The organism is Leuconostoc garlicum (genome assembly GCF_001998805.1).
GTDB classification, from domain to species: domain Bacteria; phylum Bacillota; class Bacilli; order Lactobacillales; family Lactobacillaceae; genus Leuconostoc; species Leuconostoc lactis.
In genome coordinates this window covers 347,662-374,023 of the sequence record NZ_CP016329.1, presented here as the reverse complement: position 1 = coordinate 374,023, position 26,362 = coordinate 347,662, and the positions used below count along the sequence as shown (strand labels likewise).

Below are 26,362 nucleotides of genomic sequence, written 5' to 3'. Positions count from 1 at the left end.
TGGAAGGAATAGTCTACAGGTGGCGACTATCGCGTAGACAAACGTATCATATGACAAACAATCATCTCGTTTTACAAACAGATTTTGGCTTACAGGACGGGGCGGTAAGTTCAATGCGTGGTGTGGCTTATGGGGTGGCTAGTGATATAATCATTAGTGACCTGACCCATGGCATCACACCGTTTAATATTTTTGAAGGGTCATTTCGGTTGTTTCAAACATTTAGTTATTGGCCAGCTGGTACGGTATTTGTCTCCGTTGTGGATCCTGGTGTAGGATCCAAGCGGCTCTCAATTATTGCTGAGACAACCGGTGGCCATTATATTGTGACACCGGATAATGGGACGTTGTCTCATCTTTTGGCGCATGGGCTGATTGCGAGTGCGCGTGTTATTGATGAAACAACACAACGGTTACCAGGATCAGAAAAGTCTTCGACATTTCATGGCCGTGATATTTATGCCTACAATGGGGCACAGTTAGCCAGTGGTCAAATCCAGTACACCGATTACCAACAAGTATTGCCGGTTGACCAATTGGTGAAGTTGCCAATGCAACCAGGGCGCTATCAAACGACGGCGTCTGGGGTTGCACGGTTAGTTGGGAATATTGATATTACTGATGTTAATTTTGGCTCGTTGTGGTCAAATATTCCAGTAAAAGAATTTGAAAAGTTCAATTTAGCATATGGGGATGTCTTACGTGTCCAAATTCAACATCAAGGGCATACCATGTTTGATGACGTCTTACCTTATGTGCATACGTTTACGGACGTGGCACCAGGGGAACCGCTAATTTATATTGATTCTGTCTATACCGTGGCGTTTGGTGTGCATACGGGTAGTTTTGAACAAACGTATCATGTGGGTGCTGGACCTGAATGGGCGGTTACCTTAACAAAAGTGTCGGCATAATTTAAAAAGTGAGGGAGTAATATGCAAAAAAAGCAACAAAAAACTGGTTTTTCAGTGCGGTCAGTCGTTGCCACAGGAATTGGGGCAGCCGTATTCTTTGTGCTAATGAAATTTATTGCTATTCCAACGGGCGTACCAAATACCACCATTAACGTGGCGGAAGGCTGGTTGGCCTTAATAGCGAGTTTATTTGGGCCGGTTGTTGGCCTACTGGTTGGTATTATTGGGCACACCTTAAATGATGCGGTCACTTATGGTGCGCCGTGGTGGTCTTGGGTAATTGCTGATGGTGTTTTTGGTTTCCTATTAGGATTGAGTAAAAAGTCGCTTGCCTTGGAATATGGCACATTAACGACTAAAAAAATCATTCAATTTAACATTTGGCAAGCAGTGGCCAATATCATTGCTTGGGTGATTATCGCCCCACTTGGTGACATTTTAATCTACAAAGAAGCCGCTCAAAAAGTTTTCTTGCAAGGTGTTGTGGCAGCAGCCGTGAACACCATCTCCGTGGCGGTTATCGGCACACTTTTGTTAATCGCTTACGTCAAGTCGCGACCAAAAAAGAGCAGTTTGCGTAGCGAGTAAATTAGCAAGCGTTGCTTGCGTACATATCTTATCAATAAGGGGCATTATGGCAACACCACTCATTGAATTTAAAAACGTGACATTTAAATATCATGCACAAGCTGAACCGACTTTGCATGATGTGAGTTTCCAAATTTTCCCTGGCGAAAAAGTTTTAATTGCCGGCGCTTCTGGTTCCGGTAAAACCACGTTACTGCGTTTGCTGAATGGTCTGATTCCGCATGCTTATGCGGGTGATATTTCGGGTCAAATGACACTTAACGGTCGCGACATTTCAGCACAAAGTTTATTTGAATTATCATTACAAGCAGGAACGGTTTTACAAGACGCCGACGCGCAATTTGTTGGGTTGACGGTCGCTGAAGACATTGCCTTTGCTTTGGAAAATGATCAGCAGCCAGTAGCCCGCATTAAAGCCGAAGTGGCAAAATGGGCACAGCGTTTTGGCTTAAGTAATCGGCTAGAGTTGGCACCGCAAATGTTGTCAGGTGGTCAAAAACAACGCACAGCCATGGCAGGGGTGCTGGTTGATGATGGCAAATTACTCTTATTTGATGAACCCTTAGCCAGTTTAGATCCAGCAGCAGGCTGGGATGCGATGACCATGATTGACCAGTTACAGGCAGACCGTGATTTGACGGTGGTAATTATCGAGCACCGGATTGAAGAAGTATTGCGTGCCAATGTGGATCGGATTATTGTGATGTCTGAAGGCCGTATCGTGGCCAATGACACGCCAACTGCCATTATTCAAGCTGGCGTCTTGCCACAGTACGGCTTAGATGAGCCATTGTATGTGCAACTGTTACGGCGGGCACAAGTCGATGTGGCCCATTTGCCACATGTTGCTGATGTGCAAAAAGTCGACGTTGCAGCCCACCAATCAGCGATTGCCAAATTACGTGTACCGGTACAAACAACCGTTGTCCAGCAACCCCAACTGACGTTGTCAAATGTTGACTTTAGCTACGATCAGCGTCAGCCACTCTTTCAAAACCTGAATCTCACCATCAATCGTGGGGAAATTGTTGGGATTGTCGGCAAAAATGGTTCCGGTAAAACCACGTTATCGCATCTTTTGACCGGCTTTTTAATGCCTGATGCGGGGGATATTCGCTTGGACGAGCAGTCGGTTTTAGGCCAATCAATTAAAACACGGGCCGAGCAGGTGGGGTATGTGTTACAAAATCCCAATCACATGATTACAAAGAGTACGGTTTTTGATGAAGTGGCGAGTGGTTTGGTGCTACGACAGGTAGAACCGGCTGAGATTGAGCAAAAGGTACGGTCAGTTTTACGCTTGCTTGATCTTGATGGGATGCGTAATTGGCCAATTGGGGCTTTGAGCTTTGGACAAAAAAAGCGTGTGACGATTGCGGCGGTTTTGGTGCTTTCGCCACAAATTCTAATTTTGGATGAACCGACGGCGGGTCAAGATGCCACGCATACACAAGAATTGTTGACATTTTTGACGGCTATCAATCGTCAAGAACACGTCACCATTGTCATGATTACGCACGACATGCATTTGCTGGCTAATTTTGTGCAGCGTGCGTTAGTGGTGGTTGATGGCCAGCTATTAGCAGATACCACGCCGGCTGAATTATTAGCTGATGAAGCGCTGGTACAAGCCGCGAGTTTGCGGACGACAAGTATTTATCAGTTAGCCAACCGCTTACAAATTGCCCATCCTGAGGAATTGAACGCGGCCGTATTACAGCACACAGCATCTGTTTTGGGTGAAGACAATAAAGACTTATCAAAACCAGCACATGAGAGCAACGATGAATAACTTATTTGGGTACAAACAACGAGATACATGGTTAAACCAAACAACAGGCACTGCCAAGTTGATTGGTTTTTTAGCTTTGACAACGATTGGGATGATTTCGTATGATCCACGGTTTTTATTGGGACTGGGAATTTTGGCCATCTTATTACTGCGGCGTGCCAAAATTAAATATCGTGAATATGCCTTCATGCTGAAATTAGTTTTGTTTTTTGCCGTCATTAACTTGGTGATGGTCGCGGTTTTGGCACCTCAGTACGGCGTGCAACTTTATGGCACGCGCCATGTGCTTCTTGGTCACGGGTATTGGGCGTTGACACAGGAGCAAGTCTTCTATGAGTTAAATCTCTTGTTGAAATACCTGTTCTCGTTGCCGTTAGCCATTATTTTGTTATTTACGACAAATCCGAGTGAGTTTGCCGCAAGTTTGAACAAGATTGGAGTGCCTTATAAAATTGCGTACGCATTTGCGATTACATTGCGCTATATTCCAGATGTTCAAATTGATTACCGGACCATTAGTTTGGCGCAGCAGGCACGGGGATATGAGATTTCTAAGCAGGCCTCGCTATGGGCACGTTCTAAAGGGGCAGTACAAATTATTTTACCGCTCGTTTTTACTAGCCTAAATCGCATTGATACGATTAGTCAGGCCATGGAATTGCGCCGATTTGGTCGTGAAAAAGGCCGTACGTGGTATCAAGAACAACCATTTCGACTGCGTGATGTCGGGGTTGTGATGGGGGCTATTGTTGTCGTTGCTATCGGCGTGCTGCTACTGTTTGTGGATCATGGTCGGGTATATAATCCCTTCCGGCCTGCCGGTTAATTGTTTCTGGGACAGGTCACTGTTTACAATACGAACGTATGTTCTTATAATGAAGTCAGTAATGCTAGGTAGTGGAGGAAAATGTTATGCAACAGCAAACCTTTCGTCGCGCGTTAGAAGCCGCTATTTCAGCACAAAGCGTGGCAACGGTTGTCGACAAAGCTTATGCGTTTCAAGTCGAAAAAAATAATCAACGTCTTGCAAGAGCGCGCTATGGCACAGTGAAATTAGCGCGTAAAGCGGATGCAATGTGGGATGGGATTGTGGCTAACATCCATGCGGGGATGTCTGGCCGATCAGATGATCAGATTTTAGCGCAATTACAAGATCCTGATTTTATTGATACGTTAGAAGAAGCCTTAGCGGAAATTGATTTTGTGTCAGAAGATTAAGTGATTTGCTAATCACCAACGTATTATTTAATAACCAAGTGGCTAATTCTGTGAAACACTTGAAATGTATAGCTGTTCTGTAGTACAATTAATAATTGTGAACGCACAAAAGTGCGTACACTCCTTGCAGCCAAGGCTGCCAGAGACCAAAAGGAGGAAATAAAACATGGCTACATCATACGAATTGACTTACATCGTTCGCCCTGATATCGAAGTGGATGCAAAGAAAGCGCTCGTAGAACGCTTTGATGGTATCTTGACTGATAATGGTGCAACAATCTCAAAGTCAGCTGATTGGGCAACACGTCGTTTTGCTTATGAAATTGCTGGTTACCGCGAAGGCGTATACCACGTAATCGATTTCACTGCAGAAGACGACGCAGCAATCAACGAATTTGATCGTTTGGCAAAGATCTCACAAGACATCTTGCGTCACATGATCGTTAAGCGCGACGCAGAATAATTCTGGGATTCCACTGGTGAAGGAGCTTTTGATATGATTAATCGAGTAGTATTGATTGGGCGATTGACCCGTGATGTGGAATTACGTTATACCCAATCGGGTACAGCAGTCGGCACGTTTAGTTTGGCGGTTAACCGCCAGTTCACCAACCAAGCTGGTGAACGTGAAGCTGACTTTATTAACGCCGTGATTTGGCGTAAAGCAGCTGAAAATTTTGCAAACTTTACTGGAAAAGGTGCACTAGTTGCCATTGAAGGCCGTTTGCAAACACGGAATTATGAAAACAACCAAGGACAACGTGTTTACGTGACCGAAGTTGTCGTTGATAATTTCTCATTACTTGAATCACGTGCTGAAAGTGATAAGCGACGTGCCCAAAACGGGTCGTCAGAACCATCTCATCAGGGTGGTGCGTCATTCGGTACGCCAAGTGATAATGCATTTGGTGGCGTTGATCCGTTTGCTACGGCTAGCCAAGCTAACCCACAAGCGACAACACCAACAAATGATGCCCCTAACCCATTTGCGGCGAGCGGCAAAACAGAAATTGATATATCAGATGATGATCTACCATTTTAAAATATAACTTACAACACTACGAAAGGAGCTTTAATCATGTCAGAACAAAACTCACGTCCACAAAATTCAGAACGTCCACAACGTTCACGTCGCCCACAAGGCGGCCCACGTCGTCGTCGTAAGGTTGACTACATTGCAGCTAACCACATCGAATTCATCGACTACAAGAACACAGAATTGTTGGAACGCTTTATCTCAGAACGTGGTAAGATCTTGCCACGTCGTGTGACTGGTACTTCAGCCAAGAACCAACGTAAAGTGACAACTGCAATCAAGCGTGCACGTATCATGGCTTTGTTGCCATTCGTGACAGAAGACTAATCTTTGACGCGCGATTGAGAGACTCAGATTTTATCTGAGTCTCTTTTTGTTTATTTTGGTAAATCGCAACTGTGGTAAAATAGTACAAGGAGCATTTTGCCTAGATAACAGTGGTTTGGCAAAATGATAGAGGAAGATATAGGGGTTTCTTGTGAAAAAACTATTTGATTTTAAAACGTTACCAATATTTTTTCAAAGCACAAAATTAGGCACCGTCGCGTTACTGTTGTTATCTGTCAGTGTCATGAGTGTATTTTTTGCCTTGTTGGTCAATTGGATTTTCGGGTTAATCTGGATTGTGGTTGTGTTAATCGGTTTGGTTTATTCCGCGCAGTCGCTAAAAGAAGTCAATGAAAATGCCCAAGAATATTTGACAGGGTTGGGGTATCGGATATCTCGTAGTGAACAAGAAGCCTTGATTCGTATGCCAATTGGGATTGTTCTCTTAAATGCATCGGAAAAAATTGACTGGATCAATCCTTACATGCAAACTTATCTTGATAAGCGTGATGTGTTAGGCTTGACGTTGACCCAATTGGATCCGCAACTTGCCACTGATATTAAAAATTATTCTGATGCACGGGAGACGAACACGATTACGTGGCAAGGTAAGCAGTTTTCACTTTATGTCCAGCAGAATTTGCGTGTCATCTACATGATGGATATTAGTGAATATGCGGCTATCGCCAAAGAGTACGAAGATCATCAATTATTTAGTGGTCTCATTTCAGTCGATAACTATGAAGAAGTGACCGAAGGTATGACCGAATCGGAAACCTCAACGTTACGCACATATGTGACCGGCGCCTTGTCAGAATGGGCGGCAGCTCACCGGATCTATTTGCGTCGTCTCAGTACAGTACACTATGTGATGTTTGGGTATCAGACTTCCTTGCGTGCTGCCGAAGACGATAAGTTTTCGGTGCTAAAAGCGATTCGTGAAGCAACCGCGCAACAAAACTTACCCGTGACGTTGTCGATGGGGATTGCCTATGGCGAGCAAGACATTATTGAACTGGCCAAAATGGCACAAACCAATCTGGACTTGGCTTTGGGGCGTGGCGGTGATCAAGTTGTGGTGAAGTCTAAGCAAGCTGCGGCGAGATTTTACGGTGGCGCAACGAATCCAATGGAAAAGCGGACGCGGGTGCGTGCACGGATGATTTCACAGACAGTTGCTGAATTGATGGAACAGGCTGATAATATTATGATTGTTGGCCACGTCACCCCTGATCTGGACGCCATTGGTGCCGGACTAGGGATTTGGCGGATGGCGCAAACAAAAAATAAACCGGCTTTTTTGATTGTTGATGAAAAATCGGTGTATAGTGACATTACGTTGCTACTGGCAGAAATCCGTAAAAACCCACCCGAAATCATGGCCCCAGGGTCAAATATCAATGACTCCATTGTTGATGAGGCACGCGCCATGAAATTAGTCCGTGATAATACGCTCTTGATTTTAGTGGATCATGCGCAGGGTTCAATTACTAGTGCACCAAATCTTTTGGAGCGGTTGGGCAATCGTGTTGTGGTCATTGATCATCATCGTTTAGCTGAACAAGGGCTAGCTGAAAAACCATTGCTCACCTATGTTGAACCGTATGCATCATCCACTTCTGAACTTGTCGTTGAGCTGTTGCAGTACCAAGATCAAAGTCATGCACCAATTACCAAGTTAGAAGCTACGGCAATGCTTGGCGGGATTCAAATTGATACCAAAAACTTCACGTTACGAACTGGCTCACGAACTTTTGATGCCGCCAGTTATTTGCGTGCTAACGGTGCGGACAGTAACTTAATTCAATTCTTTATGAAAGAGAAGTTCTCAGACTTCAAGGCGCGCACGCATTTGATTAACCTAGCGGTTGTGGCTGACGGTTATGCCATTGTCTGTGGTGAGGTAGATAGCGTTTATTCTGGACTGATTACGGCACAAGCAGCTGATGAATTGTTGCAAATTAGTGGCGTTGAGGCCTCGTTTGTTATTACCAAACGGGCTGATGGTCGTGTCGGTATTTCGGCACGATCAACCGGACAACGTAACGTCCAGCGTGTTATGGAGGCAATGGGCGGTGGCGGTCATCTATCAAATGCTGCTACCCAATTGACGGACACGACAACAGACGAAGTGAATGATCAGTTGCTTAAAATTTTGGCAGAATACGTTGAAGAGTAACCTGGTCTACATCCGTGTGTCGTTTATGAAAGAAATTATTTTTTGAAGGAGTAACACATGAAAGTTGTATTTTTAGAAGATGTTAAGGGTCGTGGGAAAAAAGGGGAAGTTAAGGAAGTGCCAGATGGGTACGCTAATAACTTCTTAATTAAGAATAAAAAAGCAGAACCAGCCACAGGTAAAAATGTGGGTGCTGTTAAGGGGCGTCAGAAGGCAGCAGAAAAAGCAGCTGCTGAACAATTAGCTGAAGCACAAGCACTGAAGGCAAAGATTGAAGCAGATGACTTTGTGGTGACAATCAAAGGCAAGTCTGGTACGGATGGCCGCCTCTTTGGTGCGGTATCATCTAAGCAAATTGCGACGGCTTTGGCTGATCAAAAGCAACTAAAAATTGATAAGCGTAAGCTTGAATTGAACCATCCTATCCACTCATTAGGTTACACGACAGTGCCGCTCAAGTTACACCGTGACGTGACCGCAGACTTACGTGTTCATGTCAGCGAGGGTTAAACATGGATAACCCAGAAGCATACGAGTATAGACAAGTCCCACAAGATGTCGATGCTGAACGGGCGGTGCTGGGCGCAATCTTCTTTGATGTGAAATCTGATAACGCGATGGTAGCGGCGAGCGCCATTTTGGAAGCGGATGATTTTTATCGCCAAGCCCATCAAACCATTTTTAAAGCGATGCAACAGCTGGTTGATGAACAACGTCCGATTGACATGCTCACGCTTCAGGATAAACTCAATAGTTTACAGCAATTAGATAATGTGGGCGGTATGGCTTACTTAGCTGAAATCTCGGAATCTTCTGCATCATCGGCCAATTTAAAGCATTATGCCAATATCGTGCGTGAAAAGGCCATTCTACGTCGGATGATTGAGACGTTGACGCGCAGTATGTCGTTAGCCTATGATGCTGCGGCACCGAGTGAGGAAATCTTAGATACATTAAGCCGTAGTCTGGATAACTTGGCTGAGAATCGTGGTGATGAAGATTTTCAAAAGATTAAAGACGTGCTGCAAGCCTTCCAAGCTAATTTGGATCAAGCTGTCGCCAATGATAATGATGTGGTTGGCCTAGCAACAGGGTATCCCGAATTAGATAAATTAACCCACGGTTTTCGTGAAGATCAAATGATTGTGTTGGGCGCGCGACCAGCGGTCGGGAAAACAGCCTTTGTGTTAAATATTGCCAAAAATGTGGCCAAAGCTGAGCAAGTACCAGTGGTTGTGTTCAGTCTTGAAATGGGTGCTGTGGATTTGGTGACCCGACTGGTAGCGGCTGAAGGTGCGATTGATTCCAGTCATTTGACAACGGGTCAGATGACCCAAGAGGATTGGCAGTCGTTGACATTAGCCATGCAATCATTGGCGAATATGCAAATCTACATGGACGACACGGCGGGGATTAAAATTAACCAAATTAGCGCCAAGTTACGTAAACTTGAAAAAGATTTGGTAAATGAATTACCACCAGATCAACGCGCAAGTAATCCACATCCAATCGGCATGGTGATTATTGATTATTTGGGTCTGATTGAATCCAATAATACAGAAAGTCGCCAACAGGCGGTTTCAGAAGTGTCACGTGCGATTAAAAAGTTAGCCAAAGAATTACATACGCCTATTTTAGCGTTGGCACAATTGAGTCGTGGTGTTGAGCAACGTACGGATAAGCGACCGGTGCTTTCTGATTTGCGTGAATCTGGCTCGATTGAACAAGATGCGGATATTGTCGCCTTTTTGTATCGTGATGACTACTATCGCAACGATGGTGGCGATGATGATGGTGATTCAGATCCGCGTGACGAAGAAGAAGCGGTGCCAATTGAAATTATTTTGGAAAAAAATCGTGCTGGTGCACGCGGTACGGCAACCTTGATGTTTAATAAACCAACCTTTAAGTTTAGCCCAATGGCGCCGTTGTATCGTGATGATATGAACGCTGGCCCTAATGGTAACGTTGGGTGGTAAAAAAGACAGTCTAACGACTGTCTTTTTTTAAACTTAATTTTCTAGTAAATCGACAAAAGGCGCATGGATTAAGGCCGCCAAATCGGCCGGATTGATTTGGTCACTGCGTCCCAATTCACCAGCACTTACTAAAAAGTAAGGCGCGGTCTGGGCAGTCAAATCAATGAAAATTGGGAAATGCTTCGTATGCCAAATCCCAACTGGATTGTTAGCCCCGTGGACATAACCCGTGGTTTGCTGCAAGGTCTTTAAGGGCAACATGGTAACTTTTTTATTGCCCGATGCCGCCGCGAGTTTTTTCATTGATAAATGTTGTGTGATGGGAATCACTGCAATGACGGGGCCGGTTTTATCACCAGTGGCCGCTAAAGTCTTATAGATATCGTCATGCTTGACGCTAAATTCTGCAAGAATTTGATCACGCTCAGCTGCTGTTTTATCTAAGATATTTAGCGTGAGGGGTGTGTAAGCCAGGTTATGCTTGTCCATCACCTGTTCGGGAAGTGTTTTCTTAATTTTTTTCTTTGCCATGATATGTCCATTCTAACACAAATTGGCGTACCCAAAAAGGATTGCGGTCCAACCAATTTATGCTATACTAGTTAGCATGATGTCAGAAGCAATTTATGTCACCGTACAGGCGGACTTAAAACAAAAAATTTATAATGGTGATTTTCCGGACTTGAAATTACCGGATGAACGGACGTTAGCGGCGCAATATGAGGTGTCACGTTCGTCCATCAAACGTGCGTTAAACGTGCTGGTACAACAAGGTGTGATTTTTAAAAAGCGGGGGAGTGGGACGTTTGTTAACCCGTTGTATTTAAAAAACCATGACTTGTTCCAACATGAAGGGTCAAATCTTGGGGTCTCGGACTCGTTTCGGGTAGACGGTAAAGCGCCAAGTATTGAATTACTTGATTTCCAAGTGGTTCCCGCAACCCCTGTCCAGCAGCAAGCTTTGTTTTTAAATGATGGCGACTTTGTGTACGAAATTAAGCGGTTGCGACGTTTGGAAGGGGTGCCTTTCATGATTGAACGCGGCTATGTGCCAATCAATGTTTTGCCTGGTTTGAACAAAGAAATCGTGTCCGGTTCAGTCTATGAGTACGTGGAAAACACCAAAAACCGAGCCGTGACCAAGTCCTTTATGACGATTATGGCGGAACCGTCCAACGCTGAAGATCAACAGTTATTGGAATTGTCGGACAAAGAGCCAGTTGGCATTATGGAAGGGATCTTCTTTATGGATGATGGCACGCCATTAGAATTTTCAAACATGCGGTTGCATTATAAATATTTACGGTACAATGCGTTTGTCAGCATTGATTCAGAATAGCAACAGGGCAATCGCCTGTTGCTATTTTATTTGTCTTAAAAATAATTGGACCGCACCAATGTTTGTGTTGCGCCAACCAAATTTGAAAAAATAATCAACCAATCAGATGCGTTATCTTGAATAAATTAGGCAAATCGGTTATACTGAAAGAGTAAATAACGGAGAAAGATTCGTGGTTTACGATTCTCTCAAAATAATAAGGAGTACTTAATCTCATGGTAGATTTCGATTCAAAAGAGTACTTGGAACTCGTTGATAAGTGGTGGCGTGCAACCAACTATTTGTCAGCAGGGATGATCTTCTTGAAGAGCAACCCATTGTTCTCAGTTACTAACACACCAATCCAAGCCGAAGACGTTAAAGTTAAGCCTATCGGTCACTGGGGAACAATTTCAGGTCAAACTTTCTTGTATGCACACGCAAACCGTTTGATCAACAAGTATGACGTGAACATGTTCTATATCGGTGGTCCTGGACACGGTGGCCAAGTTATGGTTACTAACGCGTACTTGGATGGCGAATATACTGAAGATTACCCAGAAATCACACAAGATTTGGCTGGTATGAGCCGCTTGTTCAAGCGTTTCTCATTCCCTGGCGGAATCGGATCACACATGACAGCGCAAACACCAGGTTCATTGCATGAAGGTGGTGAATTGGGTTACTCATTGTCACACGCATTCGGTGCCGTTTTGGATAACCCAGACCAAATCGCTTTCGCCGTTGTTGGTGATGGTGAAGCTGAAACAGGTCCATCAATGACTTCATGGTTGTCATCAAAGTTCTTGAACGCTAAGAACGATGGTGCCGTATTGCCAATTTTGGATTTGAACGGCTTCAAGATTTCAAACCCAACAATCTTCTCACGTATGAGCCATGAAGAAATCACAAAGTTCTTTGAAGGTGTTGGTTACTCACCACGCTTCATCGAAAACGATAACATTCATGACTATGCTAAGTATCACGAAATCGCTGCTAAGGTCTTTGACCAAGCGATCGAAGACATCTTGGCTATCCAAAAGGATGCACGTGAAAACGGTAAGTATGAAGATGGTACAATCCCTGCATGGCCTGTAATTATTGCACGTTTGCCAAAGGGTTGGGGTGGTCCACGTTACGACAAGAACGGTGACCCTATCGAAGATTCATTCCGTGCGCACCAAGTGCCATTGCCTTTGGATCAAAACAACCTTGACACATTGCCAGAATTCGAAGAATGGATGAACTCATACAAGCCTGAAGAATTGTTCAACGCTGATGGTTCATTGAAGGACGAAGTGAAGGCACTTGCACCTAAGGGTGACAAGCGTATGTCTGCTAACCCAATCACTAATGGTGGTCGCCGTCGCGGTGAAGCACCTAAGACATTGGACTTGCCAGACTGGCGTCAATTCACAAACGACATTACTAACGAAAACCGTGGACATGAATTGCCAAAAGTAACGCAAAACATGGACATGACAACTCTTTCAGCATACTTGGAAGAAGTTACTAAGTTGAACCCAACATCATTCCGTATCTTCGGACCTGATGAAACAATGTCAAACCGTTTGTGGGATCTCTTCAACACAACAACACGTCAATGGATGGAACCTACAAAGTTCCCTAACGATCAATACGTAGGACCTGAAGGTCGTATCATTGATTCACAATTGTCAGAACACCAAGCTGAAGGTTGGTTGGAAGCTTACACATTGACTGGTCGTGTTGGAATCTTCGCATCATACGAATCATTCCTACGTGTCGTGGACTCAATGGTTACACAACACTTCAAGTGGTTGCGTCACGCTTCAGAACAACCATGGCGTAATGATTACCCATCATTGAACTTGATTGCAACATCAACTGCCTTCCAACAAGATCACAACGGTTACACACACCAAGATCCAGGTATGTTGACACACTTGGCTGAAAAGAAGTCTAACTTCATCCGTGAATACTTGCCAGCCGATGGTAACTCATTGTTGGCTGTTCAAGCACGTGCCTTCTCAGAACGTCAAAAGGTTAACTTGATTGTTGCCTCAAAGCAACCACGTCAACAATGGTTCACTGCTGACGAAGCTGAAGAATTGGCTACAGAAGGTTTGAAGATCATCGATTGGGCATCTACTGCACCATCTGGTGATGTGGATATTACATTCGCATCAGCTGGTACAGAACCAACAATCGAAACTTTGGCTGCTTTGTGGTTGATTAACCAAGCCTTCCCAGAAGTTAAGTTCCGCTATGTCAACGTTGTTGAATTGCTTCGTTTGCAAAAGAAGTCAGAAGCTTACTTGAACAGCGAACGTGAATTGTCTGACGACGACTTCAACAAGTTCTTCCAAGCTGATACACCAGTTATCTTCGGATTCCACGGCTTCGAAGACTTGGTTGAATCATTCTTCTTCGAACGCAAGTTCCGTGGTGATGTATACGTTCACGGTTACCGTGAAGATGGTGACATCACAACAACATACGACATGCGTGTTTACTCAAAGTTGGATCGTTTCCACCAAGCTAAGGAAGCTGCCGAAATCTTGTCAGCTAACGGTAAGATTGATCAAGACGCTGCTGTTACATTCATTACTAAGATGGAAGACATCTTGGCAAAGCACTACGAAGTAACACGTAACGAAGGTCACGATATCGAAGAATTTACTAACTGGAACTGGGCACCTTTGAAGTAATCAGCCATTTGGCTTATTACAGAAAATGTACCACCAGTACAAATCAAGCGAATCAGATTATTCTGGTTCGCTTTTTTGTATACTTATCGGTAAAATAAAGGTAACGTATTGAGATAAGGAGCGCTGTATCATGCTATTAAAAAAAGACGGTCATACGCACACACCGTTTTCACATCAAAATTCGGATGAACCGTTTGATGCCTATATTGAACGGGCGATTGCGTTAGGATTTGACGCTTATACGATTACGGAACATGCACCGTTATTGCAAGACCTGACGTTACCAGCTGACTATCCGGTGGTTAGTCAAGATGATCTTGCACATGTAAAGGCTGAAACCGCACGGTTAATCGCCAAGTATGGGGATAAAATTCAAATCAAGCGCGGTTTAGAAGTGGATTATGTGGTGGGTCAAGAACGTCAATTGCGCACATTTTTACGAGAAAATCGTGACTGGTTTGACGAAATTATCCTAGCTGTTCATTTGCTACCGGATGATTCAGGCGACGTGACACCCATTGATTATTCGGCAGAATTGCTGACGACACACTTCGCCACGTTGTTACAAGACCCACAAGCATTCTATCGCCGCTATTTTGAAACAGTTGCGCAGAGTGTTGAAGCCGTTTTAGGGGTTGATGTACCGGTGGCAATCGGACATCTTGGACTGGTTAAAAAATTCCAAAAGGTGTTAGATTTGCCAGATTATGCGGACGATATCTATCGTATGATTGGGGATATTTTCCAAATGATGCAAGTACGCGGTTATGCGTTAGAATTTAATGCAGCCGGCCTGAGTGAAGTTGGAAATGGCGCAACTTATCCGCAGTTTAATGTTGTAACGGCTGCTTGCGATATGGGAATTGACGTGGTGTATGGCTCAGATGCCCACCAAGTAAGTGAAGTGGGTCGTTATTTTGATGATCTTGCAGCGGTTTTGCAAGCATGACGGCGGCAACGCAGCATCGGGCAGTTTTCTTTGATTTTGATGGCACCTTGGCCAATACAGAAAAATTAGCTGTGTATGCCACGCAAGCCGCTTTTGCACAAATGGATTTGCCGATACCAACGGCAGCAGCCATTATTCAATATCAAGGGATACCAATTGAAACGTCGTTTCCATTGTTAGCACAGGATCCCATGGATCAGACGACATTACAGCAGTTATTCACCGCTTTTAGATCGGCTTATCAAGCTGGGGAATCAGCTGAGACAATTCAGGCCTTTTCAGGAATCCCGGAATTGTTAACCCAATTAGTGGCTGCTGGGCAGCAACTATTTTTGATGACGAGTAAAAAATCAGCTGTGGCGCAACGGAATTTGGCCATGTTATCTTTGGACAAATATTTTACGGCGATATATGGTTCAGATCGCGTCGTGGCTTATAAGCCAGCACCAGGTGGGTTACAGCAAGCGCTAGCAGAATATCAATTATCTGCGAATGAAGCGGTGATGGTTGGCGATGCAACCTTTGATATCGATGCCGGGAATGCAGCTGGAATGACAACCATTGCAGTGACTTGGGGTGCGCATACACAAGAAACGCTGAAACAATCCGAACCGGATTATCTGGTTGCGACACGGGAAGCATTAGCAGAGGTACTATACAAATGAGTGATTATCGCGCAGATAAATTAGGTGAATACTGGGACGTCTATAATGCGCAAAAAGAACGTACGGGACGAACGCATCAACGTGGCCAACAACTACAACCTGGGGACTACCATTTGGTGACTAATGGATTGATATTTAATTCAAAGGGTGATGTGTTGTTACAGCAGCGTGCTTTTGATAAGTTGAGCCATCCTGGGATATGGACCGCTGATACGGGTGGGGCTGTTTTAGTTGGTGAGACAAGTCAGCAAGCGCTAGTGCGGGAATTATTCGAGGAACTTGGGCTAGCTGTTTCAGCTGACGAGCTGGTGTTTATTGAGACGTTGCGCTATACTGACTGGATTGAAGATTGGTATGCCATCAAATTACCGGATCAGCCGGTGACCTTTCAATTACAAACCGCTGAAGTGGTGGCGGTTCGTTGGGTGCGTTTCGATGAGGCGCTGGCTAATAACACTGCAAATGGCTTTGATGATAACGACTTATTACACACAGCGAAAGCACGTTTGTTCTAATTGTCGTTTAGCATGAAAAAAGTAGAGATATGGTTTTTTGACGCCATATTTCTTTTATTTTGTCGCAATAAGAAAGTAGGGAGCGCCGGATGGCTGATTTTTTTAAACTTGATCGAAATATTCAATTACGCATTGTGATGATGTTTATTACAGTCGCGATTGGTTCCTCGGTCGGCCCCAATATGACCATTTATTATGTGGGATATTTTGGTGCTTTTTTGACGGGGATTTTGTTAGTCCTTGTCCAAGTAGCTGGTTTTCTGGCTGGCTTATATGGTGGTCATCTGGCGGATTTGTGGGGACGTAAGCGGGTTATGATTGCTGGAATTGGCTTAATGACATTAGGCTATTTGCTAGCTGCCGTGATGAATTCACCACTATATATTAATCCCTACATCACGTTTTTCGGTTTCTTGATGGCGAGTGTGGGATTAAGTTTTGCCTCTCCAGCTGAAGAAGCCATGATGATTGATGTGTCGACGGTGAAAAATCGTAAGTTCATTTATGCCATGATTTATTGGGTTATCAATTTAGCGGTGATGATTGGCGCAGGACTGGGTGGTTGGTTTTTCAAAACGGCGCGCTTCCAACTTTTGATTGGCACCGCCATTGGGGCCTTGATTAGTCTTATTATTGTCCTCGTATGGATTACTGAAACCTTACCCAAGGACAAGCGGCCAACCCATGGTCAGTCGGTTTGGGCAGCGGTGAAAAGTTACCGAACGGTATTTGCAGATCGTCGCTATATGAAATTTATGATCGCAAGTATTGGGGCAACGATTATTTTCACGTCACCAGATTATTATCTTGCCGCACATTTATCCCAAACATTCCATACGATTGATATCGCTGGTGTTGAGATTTTTGGGCAACGGATGCTGTCTATTGTGACCATGGTCAACACCTTCATGATTGTCTTGATGATGGGCATGATGACTAAACTATTTAAACATTGGTCTGAAATGAAAGCGAGTGCGGTCGGTACCGCCTTACAGGGTGGCGGTTTTGCCATCATGTTCTTGTTAACGGACTTTTGGCCACTTATGGTTTTTACCGTGATTTTGACACTTGGCGAAATGATTGTCACACCAGCCAGTCAGTCTCTGCGCGCTGAAATGATGAACCCAGAAAAAATTGGCGCTTATAGTGGTTTTAGTGCCGCGATTCGGCCGATTGGCGCTATTTTAGCGTCTGGGATTGTGAGTGCCTCCGTTTTGGTAGGCAATGTTGGTGCCGCGTTACTATTACTTACAGCTACAGGGATCAGCATTTTGTTTACTTATTTAGCCGTGCAGATGTTACGCGAGAACCGAACAAGTTGAAGTGTTTTGTCGTGACGCACTTTATTATTTTGTTATAATGTAATTAAGCATGATGAATGGTTGTGTCGAGCTGATTTTAAATGAAGGGAAGCGACAACAAGCACAACACAGTTGTTGGATAAACAAGCAAACAGATGTCAGAAATTAAAATTGTCTCAATTGATATTGATGGAACACTCATCAATGATCGTCACGAAATTACACCAGAAGTGAAAAGGGCTGTACAAGCAGCTATGGCACAAGGTGTGAAGATTGTCATTACGACTGGCCGACCATTACCTGGTGTCCAAAAGATCCTGTCAGAATTAAACATTACTGGATCAGATCAATATGTGATTACCTATAATGGTGGCCTCGTACAAACGGCCGATGGGCAAAAGACGTTGTTCCGGCAACCATTAGCGGTATCAGAATTTCAAAAAATTAATGCTTTTATGACGGCACAGCAGATTTATGTGCAGGTTGAATCACATGATGCGGCGTATACAACAAATCATTGTATCCATCCGTGGGCAAGCTTTGAAAATAGCTTGGTTAATCTCCCATTATTTGTGTTAGATTCAGAAGCTGAGTTAGAAAAGATTGCCTTTATTAAGGCGATTGCGAACGCGGAAAGTGATGAACTTGACGCTGTGCAAGCCGCGGTACCAAAGACAATTAGTGAACATGTTAATGTCATTCGCTCAACGGCGAATAATTTGGAATTTATTGATCGTCAAGCTTCAAAGGGTAATGCGTTACTAGCCCTTGCTGATGAATTGGGCGTATCCCATGACGCAACAATGGCGATTGGTGATCAGGCCAATGATTACTCGATGATTGAACAAGCTGGCATTGGCGTTGCGATGGGCAATGCGATTCCAAGTTTGAAAGCAATCGCCGATTACGAAACAGCAAGCAATAACGACTCTGGCGTGGCACGCGCCATTGAAAAATTTGTGCTTAAATCATAATTAAAGTTCGGTTATACAAGATGCGGAGGTCGCAAAATGGACGTTTTATTAGAAGGTGAAGTTACAGCGCTTGTTGGGGAACCCTTAAAGGTTGGTGAAACATTGCCACACTTTAAGTTGGAAGATCAAAATGGTGAAAAGGTTAAAACTGCTGATTTGGTTGGGCAATTGATGTTGATTTCAGTTGTGCCTGATTTGAACACTGGCACATGCACATTGCAAACGCGTCACTTTAATCAAACAGTGGATCAATTTGAAGGCATCCAATTCTTGACAGTGTCAACAAACACGGTTGCCGAACAACGCGATTGGTGTGCGGCTGAAGGGGTTAAGAACTTGCGGATGTTGTCTGATGAACAAGAATCATTTGGCTACGCAACCAAGCTCTACATTCCGTCACAAGGCTTTGATGCCCGTGCAGTTTACATTGTTGATGCTGACGGTGTTGTGCGTTACGCACAAATTGTCCCAGAAGTATCTGAAGAACCAGATTATGATGATGCACTACGCGTTTTACGTGAATTACAAGGGTAAATTGCGTGATCAAAAACAGGTTGGGATGTCCCAGTCTGTTTTTTTATGATCTGATAAAAGGCAACGTCGTCAGTGGCGCTTGGCCCTTTTTTTTGTTAAAATAAACAGGGACATTAAATTCACATAAAATATTTGGAGCCAAACATGCCAGAACCTAAATTGAAACTTTTTTCTTTAAGTTCAAATGAGCCACTTGCGGAAAAGATTGCTGAATCCGTGGGTGTCCCTTTGAGTGAAATATCTGTCAAGCGCTTTGCCGACGGTGAAGTACAGATTAACATTGAGGAAAGCATTCGTGGAGATAACGTCTTTGTTATCCAATCAACCGCTGCCCCAGTCAACGATAACTTGATGGAATTGTTGATTATGATTGATGCCTTGCGTCGCGCATCAGCCAACCAAATCAATGTGGTATTACCTTACTATGGCTATGCACGCCAAGATCGTAAGGCGCGTTCGCGTGAACCAATCACAGCCAAGCTTGTTGCCAATATGTTGGAACGGGCGGGCGCAACGCGGGTATTGGCGCTTGATTTACATGCAGCGCAAATTCAAGGTTTCTTCGATATTCCAATGGATCATTTGCAAGGCGCACCGTTGTTAGCCGACTACTTGATTGAATCTGGAATTGCGGACAAGAAGAACGCGGTGGTTGTGTCACCAGATCACGGGGGCATGACCCGTGCGCGTAACTTGAACAATATGTTGGAATTAGAAGCACCGGTAGCTGTCATTGATAAGCGTCGTCCCAAGCCAAATGTGGCCGAAGTCGGCAGCATTGTGGGCGATGTTAAAGGCAAGACAGCCATCATGATTGATGACATGATCGATACTGCTGGCACGATTACCCAAGGGGCCGAATTGATTATGGAACATGGGGCTAAAGAAGTGTATGTTGTTGCGTCACACGCCGTGTTCTCAGGACCAGCGGTTGAACGCTTGCAGAATTCTGTCTTCACAAAAGTGATTGTCACAGACTCAATCAACTTACCTGAAGATAAAAAGTTTGATAAATTAGAAATTGTTTCAGTTGGTGAACTGATTGGTGAAGCCATTCGTCGGATTAATAACAACGAAGCCATTTCATCACTATTTAAAAACCGTTTCCATCGTCGTTCACACTAAACCAGGACTTGACGTTGAACGGTACGATAAAAAGTCGATGATTCGGCTTTTTTTTGTGCAATATATTACAAAATGGCATAAAAATGATATACTTAAAGATAAATAAACTAGCAAAGACGCGTGAGGAGCATATCCATGAGTAAAATTTTGGTTGTGGATGATGAGAAGCCAATCTCAGATATCATAAAGTTTAATTTAACAAAAGAAGGCTATGATGTTGTCACGGCAGCGGATGGTCAAGAAGCCTTAACCATGTTCAGTGACGAAAAGCCAGATCTTGTTTTATTAGATCAAATGTTACCCGAAATTGATGGCGTTGAAGTATTGCGTCAAATTCGTTCAAAGTCAGAAATTCCGGTCATTATGGTGACAGCCAAGGATTCTGAAATTGATAAAGTCTTGGGTCTAGAAATGGGTGCGGATGATTATGTGACGAAGCCTTTTTCTAACCGAGAATTAGTCGCACGTGTCAAAGCTAACTTGCGTAGTCGTAAGGCAGTTGCGCAACATTCAGATGATGCAGTCGTCAATACAGAAGATATTGAACTCGGTGATTTAACGATCCATCCCCAAGCCTATATGGTATCAAAAGCGGGGCAAGATATTGAATTAACACACCGTGAATTTGAACTGTTGTATTATCTTGCTCAACATATTGGGCAAGTGATGACCCGTGAGCACTTGTTGCAACAGGTATGGGGTTACGACTATTTTGGTGATGTCCGCACAGTTGATGTTACTGTCCGTCGCTTACGCGAAAAGATTGAAGACAACCCAAGTCACCCGAACTGGCTCGCAACGCGCCGCGGCGTTGGGTATTACTTACGCCCAGAAGCAGAATAAGTCGCATCGTTTCATACCTTGCAGGTTGAAATAGGCGATGATAACGCTATTTTGGTATGGATATCGCAAGGAGACAGACGCAAGGCGTCAGTAACTATGAACAGTACGATCAGTTTTTTTAAATCTATCCGTTTTCGCATCACCCTTGTTTTTGTGTTGCTAATGATTATCGCACTCGAACTTTTGGGTGCGTTTTTTGTACGCCAAATTGAACAGCAAAATTTGGCGACTTTTCAGCAACAAATTACATTACCCAAATATGTGACCGATCAAATTACGACGGCACTTAAAAATCCGGATACAAATGCCGGTAACCACGAGATTCAAGATGTGTTATCGAGTTTAAATAATGATAACTTGCAAGAAGCGCAAGTTATTGATCGTACGGGCACAATTCGTGGGACGTTATCTGTTTCCGGTCAGCAAACCATTGGGCAAAAAACAACGGATTTAAATGCCCAAAAGGCGATTGCTGGTGAGCAATCTTTTTTAAAGACGCGCATTATCAATGATAATGGTGATCGTAAGGAATTATTAACGATACCACTAGGGGTGACGTCCGGTCGTGTCCGTGATGTGAGTGGGGTCATTGTTGTCGCTGCCAGTTTGGCACCAGTTTATCAACATGTTAATAGCGTGATGCGACTCTTTATTATTGCTGGTTTAATTGCTTTGATCGCCAGCATTGGTTTGGCGCTATTCTTGGCACATACTTTAACACGGCCGATTGAACAAATTGATGAACAGACGACTAAAATTGCGAATGGTGACTATTCGATGGTTAACCATATCTACGGTTCTGATGAAATTGGCCATCTTGCCCAATCAGTTAACGAACTCTCCACGCGAGTCGAGGAATCCACGGAAACGGTCAATGCGGAGCGTAACCGGCTGGATTCAGTGCTCACGCACATGGCGGATGGTGTTTTAGCGGCCAACCGACGGGGTGAAGTGACGATTATTAACCAGGCAGCGGCAGATTTTGTCGGCGTCGATCGCGAAGAAGCGATTGGACAACATGTGGTGGATTTGCTACATCTGCGTGGTAAGCGCACGTTGCGTGATATGTTGGAAAATCTAGATGATTTCCAGGTTGATTTGTCAGATGCAGGCAAGGAAGTGGTCGTTCAAGCCTATGTTTCCTTGATTAAACGGCAATCGGGCTTTATTTCTGGTCTTGTTGTGGTCCTACATGATATTACGGAACAACAACGGATTGATTCCGAACGCCGCATGTTTGTTTCCAATGTGTCACACGAATTACGGACACCGTTGACCTCTGTGCGTTCTTATGTCGATGCGTTGGCTGAAGGGGCGATTAATGACCCTGAAATGGCGCAAAACTTTTTGGGCGTGGTTCAGGATGAAACGCAACGTATGATTCGGATGATTAACGACCTGTTGGAGTTATCCCGTTTGGATCAAGGGACGATGGATGTGAAACTTGAGGTGGTGAACCTCAATAGTCTGTTCAATTTTGTCTTAAATCGTTTCGATATGATTATTGAAAACGATGCTAAAAATGCTGACACACCAAACAAAAGCTATAACATTAAACGCGAATTCACTAATGAAGATGTTTGGGTTGAAGTGGACCCCGATAAATTTACCCAAGTGTTGGATAACATTATGAATAACGCGGTGAAGTACTCGCCTGATGGCGGCACAATTACGGCGCGCTTAATTAAAACGAAGACACGGGCAATTTTAAGTATTTCAGATCAAGGGTTGGGGATTCCAAGAAAAGATTTGGATAATATTTTCAACCGATTTTTCCGTGTGGATAAGTCACGGTCACGTGCTCAAGGTGGGACTGGCTTAGGACTTGCGATTTCAAAAGAAGTTGTAGAAAAGTTTAATGGTCGTATTTGGGTTGATTCCGTTGAAAATAAAGGCTCTACCTTCTATATTTCGTTAGCATATGTGGATGATGCAGATTTAGAGGAGGATGATTGGGATGCGGAATAAACCATTTCTTCTCCAACAAACCATTTTGAATGTGCTCTTGGTCCTTGCGATTGGCGCTTCGGTGGTGTTAAGTGCCTTTACTTTCAAGTCTTTTGGGCCAACGGAAACAGCTAGCCAATCGGCAACACAGCAATCTAACCAGCAGCTCATTCAGGTTTTTCGGCCCACGCAGTATATTGTTACCCAAGCGAATGGCCAGCAACATGTTGTCCTGAAAACTGACTCAAAACAAGTGAAAACGATTCGGAACGCACTGATGTCAGCGCGTTTTTCCGATGCGCAAACAACCACGGTCAGTACGCAGCGGATAGAAAAAATTTTAAGCACCAAAAGCGCCTTAGTGTTGCGGTATCCAGATGTGATCCCAATTGATTATTTCAATACACGTTATAATCAACAAGTTGAACGCCAAAAATCCCTGAACTTTGATTACTTTGTGTTGGCGCTTGATCAGTCTAATAATGGTTATTTTGTAAATACTAAAAAGCGACAGATCACCACGGTTAAAGTGGCGCGATTGGATGACGATGATGTTTGGCGCATGGTTAATCAATTGCCCAAACATACCGCAGTTGACTTTAAAACGCAGCAAGGACGCGCCGAATTGAACTACAAGCAATCGTTCAAGCTACCGGTTTATTCTTACCTTGTCAATCGGCGTGACCCTAAAATGTATGTTTCTGCGTTATTGGGGACAATGAACCAACTCGTGATATCCGAAGATGGGCATAAAACAGTTTACACCAACAAATTAAATCATCAAAAAGTGACTTATGACCCTGAGTGGGAAACGGTCACCTTTGAGGACAATAACGTTAAAAATAAGCTGCCAAAATCTTACCTTGAGCGTTTGAATTTGAGTTTTGCACAAATCAACTTATTACAACTTAACTTAACCGATACGCGTTTTTTTGAAAGCCAGAATCTTGGGCAATCAGTGACCTATCGGACATATGTCGAAGGCTTTCCGGTTTATTTCCAATCAGAAAGTGGCGCGATTCATATTGATATGTCACAAAATGGGCAACAAACGAGTACCTATTCGCTCAATGAATTAGGGGTACCAGTTCCTAATAATCAGCCAGATGTGACCTTGCCGTCAACCGCTGATGTCTTAAAGCAATTACGTGATGCAGGCGTCAAGCCAAGTGATTATAACTTTATTACGCCAGGTTATGAGTGGCTGATTAATAAAGATAGTCAAGCCGCGGTCAACATGGTGCCAACTTGGATGATTGAAACATCAGACGGTTGGCATAGTGTCACAGCTTATATAGCGGCAAAAACTAATCAATCGTGATAGGCAAAACAAAAAGGAGGCAGTCATGCAATTTAAACGTATTACCGTGCTCATGTTGATTTTGTTTGTTTTGCTGGACATTTTCCTATTTAATTGGTGGCAGGCTGGTCGTGTTGCACCGATCCAAGTTGCGGATGCTAACGCAAATATTATTTTGGAGATGAAAAAGCAAAATATTAAGTTGCCGAGTTTTAGCACGATGATTAAGTATAAAAGTTATCTGGCCGCGCAACATGCTAAAAAGTCAGAAATTACGCGCTTGCCAAGTGATCTCGTGACAACAACGGCAGGCGATGCAGAAGAGTTGGTTGGCGAATTCCGCACAGCCAAAGGGCTGAAACCGCGCGATGGTGAGCCAACAAGTTTGTCACCTAATGTGATTGCTTACGATGCGGGGTACCGCTATAATCCGATTTTAACTGCCAATAAAACAAATGGGGATAAAGTCTATTCCCAAGTCGTCAACGGTTTACCGGTGATGGCGGAGCCAGGCACAATGGTTTTTCATTATGATAAAAATGGCAAGCCAATCAACGTGGTGAAACGGCAGTTAATCAATAGTCAAAAGCTTCGTGATGATCGGCCACTTATCTCTGAAGAAGAGGCGATTGTTGCGCTGTACCGGTATAATGAATTGGATAGTGGGGATCGTTTATCTGAGGGTTACTTGTACTATGATAAAATATTAACAGTGAATGGTTATGATATTTATCTGCCAGTGTGGGCGTTTGAAGCACATAGCGGTCGTGATAAATACATTTTAAAGATCAATGCCTTTACTGGGGATAACTTATCGGTATAATTTAATTTAATATTAATTTGTAATCGATACACTTAAAATAAAGCAATAGATGGGTGAATAATATGGCAGATAAATCATTAACAAAAATTATCGTAACCGGCGCAGTTGCTGGCGTTCTTGGTGGTGGGGCGATGTTGTATGGGCAGCGCGGCTTAGAAGATATGCAACAATCACAACAAAAAGTCACCACCAAGGCTGATAAGACGGTGACAATTGCCAAGGATGCAACGGCGACTTCAGCTTACAATAAAGTGTCAGATGCGGTTGTTTCTGTGTTGAATTTCTCTCAAACGGGCAAAGATTCTTTTCAAGAAGCGTCTGAAGGCTCAGGCGTGATTTACAAGAAGTCTGGGGATGCGGCCTATGTGGTGACGAATAATCACGTGATTAACGGAGCAGCCCAAATTCAAGTCATGTTACATGATGGGCAAAAAGTGACGGCTACGTTGGTTGGAAAGGATGCCATGACGGATTTAGCGGTGTTAAAGATCGCTGCCGATAAGGTTACCACAACGGCAGCATTTGGTGATTCCAATAAGATCCAAGTAGGTCAGAAAGTTTTGGCTATTGGCTCGCCGTTAGGGTCACAATATGCGTCATCGGTGACAGAAGGGATTATTTCGGCTAAGAAGCGTTTGGTGGAGTCTTCTTCTGAAGATGGGCAAAATTATGGGGGCTCAACGGTTATTCAAACTGATGCGGCCATTAACCCTGGTAATTCCGGTGGTCCATTAATTAATTTTGCTGGCCAAGTGATTGGGATTAACTCAATGAAACTCTCTTCTTCTGCTTCTGGCACGAGTGTTGAAGGGATGGGATTTGCTATTCCGTCAAATCAAGTGGTGGATATTGTTAATAAGTTGGTCAAGTATGGCCAAGTGACGCGTCCAGCTATTGGCATTGGATTAGTTGAATTATCAGCTGTGACGGTTGATGACCAAAAGTCGCTGTTGAAGATCCCAGATACAGTTAAGGGCGGCGTTGTTGTCATGAGTTTGATCCCTAATGGACCAGCGGCTAAAGCTGGTATTCAGAAATACGACGTAATTACTGGAATTGATGGTAAAACCGTGACGGGGCAAGCTGACTTGCGTGAAGAATTATATAAGCATGATCTTAATGATACGGTCACAATTACTTATTATCACCAAGCAGAGAAAAAGACTGTTAAAGTTAAATTAACACAAAAATTAGGAAGTTAACGTGCGCGTTAACTTTTTTCTTTACACATTTTTTACAAATTAGATGAGCTGCTGTTTTCTGAAAATGTTAATAAATCGTCTGAAAATGTTGATAAATCGGTGTAAAAGTCGATAAAATGTGGATAAGTCGGTGGGGTCATGTT

General features: G+C 43.7%; 26 protein-coding genes. 25 read left to right on the top strand and 1 reads right to left on the bottom strand.

The window, feature by feature from the left end:
• Positions 1–50: 50 nt before the first annotated feature.
• The 11 genes from A9176_RS01870 to dnaB all read left to right on the top strand — a co-directional run bounded on the left by A9176_RS01870 (position 51) and on the right by dnaB (position 10,033).
• Positions 51–914: an SAM hydrolase/SAM-dependent halogenase family protein gene (locus A9176_RS01870; protein ID WP_029510103.1), complete on the top strand. Its 864-nt coding sequence runs from the start codon at positions 51–53 to the stop codon at positions 912–914.
• 21 nt (positions 915–935) lie between these two features.
• On the top strand, positions 936–1,502 hold the full coding sequence (locus A9176_RS01865) for an ECF-type riboflavin transporter substrate-binding protein (protein ID WP_029510104.1): 567 nt from the start codon (positions 936–938) through the stop codon (positions 1,500–1,502).
• A 46-nt stretch (positions 1,503–1,548) separates the two neighbouring features.
• Positions 1,549–3,294, top strand: coding sequence for an ABC transporter ATP-binding protein (locus A9176_RS01860; RefSeq protein WP_077281987.1), 1,746 nt, complete (start codon positions 1,549–1,551; stop codon positions 3,292–3,294).
• The gene (locus A9176_RS01855) at positions 3,287–4,120 is read left to right on the top strand and encodes an energy-coupling factor transporter transmembrane component T family protein (RefSeq protein WP_077281986.1); all 834 of its coding nucleotides are present in this window, start codon (positions 3,287–3,289) and stop codon (positions 4,118–4,120) included. Before A9176_RS01860 ends, A9176_RS01855 begins: the two co-directional genes overlap by 8 nt.
• A gap of 86 nt (positions 4,121–4,206) precedes the next feature.
• Complete coding sequence (locus tag A9176_RS01850) at positions 4,207–4,512, top strand: hypothetical protein (protein ID WP_029510107.1); 306 nt, start codon at positions 4,207–4,209, stop codon at positions 4,510–4,512.
• Between the two features lie 166 nt (positions 4,513–4,678).
• Complete coding sequence (gene rpsF / locus A9176_RS01845; RefSeq protein ID WP_010003903.1) at positions 4,679–4,975, top strand: 30S ribosomal protein S6; 297 nt, start codon at positions 4,679–4,681, stop codon at positions 4,973–4,975.
• Positions 4,976–5,008: 33 nt separating this feature from the next.
• Entirely contained in the window at positions 5,009–5,554 is a 546-nt protein-coding gene (ssb, locus tag A9176_RS01840; RefSeq protein ID WP_010003904.1) for a single-stranded DNA-binding protein, read from the top strand.
• 36 nt (positions 5,555–5,590) lie between these two features.
• A complete protein-coding gene (gene rpsR, locus A9176_RS01835) occupies positions 5,591–5,875 on the top strand; it encodes a 30S ribosomal protein S18 (RefSeq protein ID WP_004904499.1) in 285 nt (94 codons plus the stop codon).
• A gap of 151 nt (positions 5,876–6,026) precedes the next feature.
• Positions 6,027–8,054, top strand: coding sequence for a DHH family phosphoesterase (locus A9176_RS01830; protein ID WP_077281985.1), 2,028 nt, complete (start codon positions 6,027–6,029; stop codon positions 8,052–8,054).
• A gap of 57 nt (positions 8,055–8,111) precedes the next feature.
• A complete protein-coding gene (rplI, locus tag A9176_RS01825) occupies positions 8,112–8,564 on the top strand; it encodes a 50S ribosomal protein L9 (protein WP_077281984.1) in 453 nt (150 codons plus the stop codon).
• A gap of 2 nt (positions 8,565–8,566) precedes the next feature.
• Positions 8,567–10,033, top strand: a complete 1,467-nt coding sequence (gene dnaB / locus A9176_RS01820; protein ID WP_029510110.1) for a replicative DNA helicase — start codon at positions 8,567–8,569, stop codon at positions 10,031–10,033.
• A 33-nt stretch (positions 10,034–10,066) separates the two neighbouring features.
• On the opposite strand, the gene A9176_RS01815 is transcribed toward dnaB, so the two are convergent.
• On the bottom strand, positions 10,067–10,564 hold the full coding sequence (locus A9176_RS01815) for an aminoacyl-tRNA deacylase (RefSeq protein ID WP_029510312.1): 498 nt from the start codon (positions 10,562–10,564) through the stop codon (positions 10,067–10,069).
• A 79-nt stretch (positions 10,565–10,643) separates the two neighbouring features.
• Here A9176_RS01815 and A9176_RS01810 point away from each other — a divergent pair, with 79 nt between their 5' ends.
• From A9176_RS01810 to A9176_RS01745, 14 genes are all read left to right on the top strand, one after another.
• Positions 10,644–11,372: a GntR family transcriptional regulator gene (locus tag A9176_RS01810; protein WP_010000983.1), complete on the top strand. Its 729-nt coding sequence runs from the start codon at positions 10,644–10,646 to the stop codon at positions 11,370–11,372.
• A 215-nt stretch (positions 11,373–11,587) separates the two neighbouring features.
• Positions 11,588–14,041: a phosphoketolase family protein gene (locus A9176_RS01805; RefSeq protein ID WP_077281983.1), complete on the top strand. Its 2,454-nt coding sequence runs from the start codon at positions 11,588–11,590 to the stop codon at positions 14,039–14,041.
• A 130-nt stretch (positions 14,042–14,171) separates the two neighbouring features.
• Positions 14,172–14,990, top strand: a complete 819-nt coding sequence (hisJ, locus tag A9176_RS01800) for a histidinol-phosphatase HisJ (RefSeq protein ID WP_242943233.1) — start codon at positions 14,172–14,174, stop codon at positions 14,988–14,990.
• Positions 14,987–15,655: an HAD family hydrolase gene (locus A9176_RS01795; RefSeq protein ID WP_077281981.1), complete on the top strand. Its 669-nt coding sequence runs from the start codon at positions 14,987–14,989 to the stop codon at positions 15,653–15,655. Before hisJ ends, A9176_RS01795 begins: the two co-directional genes overlap by 4 nt.
• Positions 15,652–16,170 carry an NUDIX hydrolase gene (locus A9176_RS01790; RefSeq protein WP_077281980.1) on the top strand — a complete coding sequence of 173 codons (519 nt, stop codon included), beginning with the start codon at positions 15,652–15,654 and terminating at the stop codon, positions 16,168–16,170. Before A9176_RS01795 ends, A9176_RS01790 begins: the two co-directional genes overlap by 4 nt.
• An 89-nt stretch (positions 16,171–16,259) precedes the next feature.
• On the top strand, positions 16,260–17,492 hold the full coding sequence (locus A9176_RS01785; RefSeq protein WP_029510317.1) for an MDR family MFS transporter: 1,233 nt from the start codon (positions 16,260–16,262) through the stop codon (positions 17,490–17,492).
• Between the two features lie 134 nt (positions 17,493–17,626).
• Entirely contained in the window at positions 17,627–18,445 is an 819-nt protein-coding gene (locus A9176_RS01780; RefSeq protein WP_029510318.1) for a Cof-type HAD-IIB family hydrolase, read from the top strand.
• A 36-nt stretch (positions 18,446–18,481) separates the two neighbouring features.
• Positions 18,482–18,979 carry a thiol peroxidase gene (gene tpx / locus A9176_RS01775; protein ID WP_010002215.1) on the top strand — a complete coding sequence of 166 codons (498 nt, stop codon included), beginning with the start codon at positions 18,482–18,484 and terminating at the stop codon, positions 18,977–18,979.
• Positions 18,980–19,123: 144 nt separating this feature from the next.
• Positions 19,124–20,104, top strand: coding sequence for a ribose-phosphate diphosphokinase (locus tag A9176_RS01770; protein ID WP_010000991.1), 981 nt, complete (start codon positions 19,124–19,126; stop codon positions 20,102–20,104).
• Between the two features lie 135 nt (positions 20,105–20,239).
• A complete protein-coding gene (gene yycF / locus A9176_RS01765) occupies positions 20,240–20,947 on the top strand; it encodes a response regulator YycF (protein ID WP_029510319.1) in 708 nt (235 codons plus the stop codon).
• 96 nt (positions 20,948–21,043) lie between these two features.
• On the top strand, positions 21,044–22,915 hold the full coding sequence (gene walK / locus A9176_RS01760; protein ID WP_068851028.1) for a cell wall metabolism sensor histidine kinase WalK: 1,872 nt from the start codon (positions 21,044–21,046) through the stop codon (positions 22,913–22,915).
• Complete coding sequence (gene yycH, locus A9176_RS01755) at positions 22,905–24,215, top strand: two-component system activity regulator YycH (protein WP_077281979.1); 1,311 nt, start codon at positions 22,905–22,907, stop codon at positions 24,213–24,215. Before walK ends, yycH begins: the two co-directional genes overlap by 11 nt.
• 25 nt (positions 24,216–24,240) lie before the next feature.
• A complete protein-coding gene (gene yycI / locus A9176_RS01750; protein WP_077281978.1) occupies positions 24,241–25,017 on the top strand; it encodes a two-component system regulatory protein YycI in 777 nt (258 codons plus the stop codon).
• 62 nt (positions 25,018–25,079) lie between these two features.
• Complete coding sequence (locus A9176_RS01745) at positions 25,080–26,219, top strand: S1C family serine protease (RefSeq protein ID WP_077281977.1); 1,140 nt, start codon at positions 25,080–25,082, stop codon at positions 26,217–26,219.
• Positions 26,220–26,362: the final 143 nt, after the last annotated feature.

Excerpts from the sequence above, each read along its gene's own strand:
- yycF (WP_029510319.1), top strand. The coding sequence starts at position 20,240 with ATGAGTAAAATTTTGGTTGTGGATGATGAGAAGCCAATCTCAGATATC.
- hisJ (WP_242943233.1), top strand. The coding sequence starts at position 14,172 with ATGCTATTAAAAAAAGACGGTCATACGCACACACCGTTTTCACATCAA.
- A9176_RS01785 (WP_029510317.1), top strand. The coding sequence starts at position 16,260 with ATGGCTGATTTTTTTAAACTTGATCGAAATATTCAATTACGCATTGTG.
- tpx (WP_010002215.1), top strand. The coding sequence starts at position 18,482 with ATGGACGTTTTATTAGAAGGTGAAGTTACAGCGCTTGTTGGGGAACCC.
- A9176_RS01745 (WP_077281977.1), top strand. The coding sequence starts at position 25,080 with ATGGCAGATAAATCATTAACAAAAATTATCGTAACCGGCGCAGTTGCT.
- rpsF (WP_010003903.1), top strand. The coding sequence starts at position 4,679 with ATGGCTACATCATACGAATTGACTTACATCGTTCGCCCTGATATCGAA.
- rpsR (WP_004904499.1), top strand. The coding sequence starts at position 5,591 with ATGTCAGAACAAAACTCACGTCCACAAAATTCAGAACGTCCACAACGT.
- A9176_RS01795 (WP_077281981.1), top strand. The coding sequence starts at position 14,987 with ATGACGGCGGCAACGCAGCATCGGGCAGTTTTCTTTGATTTTGATGGC.
- A9176_RS01815 (WP_029510312.1), bottom strand. The coding sequence starts at position 10,564 with ATGGCAAAGAAAAAAATTAAGAAAACACTTCCCGAACAGGTGATGGAC.
- ssb (WP_010003904.1), top strand. The coding sequence starts at position 5,009 with ATGATTAATCGAGTAGTATTGATTGGGCGATTGACCCGTGATGTGGAA.
- A9176_RS01870 (WP_029510103.1), top strand. The coding sequence starts at position 51 with ATGACAAACAATCATCTCGTTTTACAAACAGATTTTGGCTTACAGGAC.
- A9176_RS01790 (WP_077281980.1), top strand. The coding sequence starts at position 15,652 with ATGAGTGATTATCGCGCAGATAAATTAGGTGAATACTGGGACGTCTAT.
- yycI (WP_077281978.1), top strand. The coding sequence starts at position 24,241 with ATGCAATTTAAACGTATTACCGTGCTCATGTTGATTTTGTTTGTTTTG.
- yycH (WP_077281979.1), top strand. The coding sequence starts at position 22,905 with ATGCGGAATAAACCATTTCTTCTCCAACAAACCATTTTGAATGTGCTC.
- A9176_RS01855 (WP_077281986.1), top strand. The coding sequence starts at position 3,287 with ATGAATAACTTATTTGGGTACAAACAACGAGATACATGGTTAAACCAA.
- walK (WP_068851028.1), top strand. The coding sequence starts at position 21,044 with ATGAACAGTACGATCAGTTTTTTTAAATCTATCCGTTTTCGCATCACC.
- A9176_RS01770 (WP_010000991.1), top strand. The coding sequence starts at position 19,124 with ATGCCAGAACCTAAATTGAAACTTTTTTCTTTAAGTTCAAATGAGCCA.
- dnaB (WP_029510110.1), top strand. The coding sequence starts at position 8,567 with ATGGATAACCCAGAAGCATACGAGTATAGACAAGTCCCACAAGATGTC.
- A9176_RS01780 (WP_029510318.1), top strand. The coding sequence starts at position 17,627 with ATGTCAGAAATTAAAATTGTCTCAATTGATATTGATGGAACACTCATC.
- A9176_RS01850 (WP_029510107.1), top strand. The coding sequence starts at position 4,207 with ATGCAACAGCAAACCTTTCGTCGCGCGTTAGAAGCCGCTATTTCAGCA.
- A9176_RS01805 (WP_077281983.1), top strand. The coding sequence starts at position 11,588 with ATGGTAGATTTCGATTCAAAAGAGTACTTGGAACTCGTTGATAAGTGG.
- A9176_RS01860 (WP_077281987.1), top strand. The coding sequence starts at position 1,549 with ATGGCAACACCACTCATTGAATTTAAAAACGTGACATTTAAATATCAT.
- rplI (WP_077281984.1), top strand. The coding sequence starts at position 8,112 with ATGAAAGTTGTATTTTTAGAAGATGTTAAGGGTCGTGGGAAAAAAGGG.
- A9176_RS01865 (WP_029510104.1), top strand. The coding sequence starts at position 936 with ATGCAAAAAAAGCAACAAAAAACTGGTTTTTCAGTGCGGTCAGTCGTT.
- A9176_RS01810 (WP_010000983.1), top strand. The coding sequence starts at position 10,644 with ATGTCAGAAGCAATTTATGTCACCGTACAGGCGGACTTAAAACAAAAA.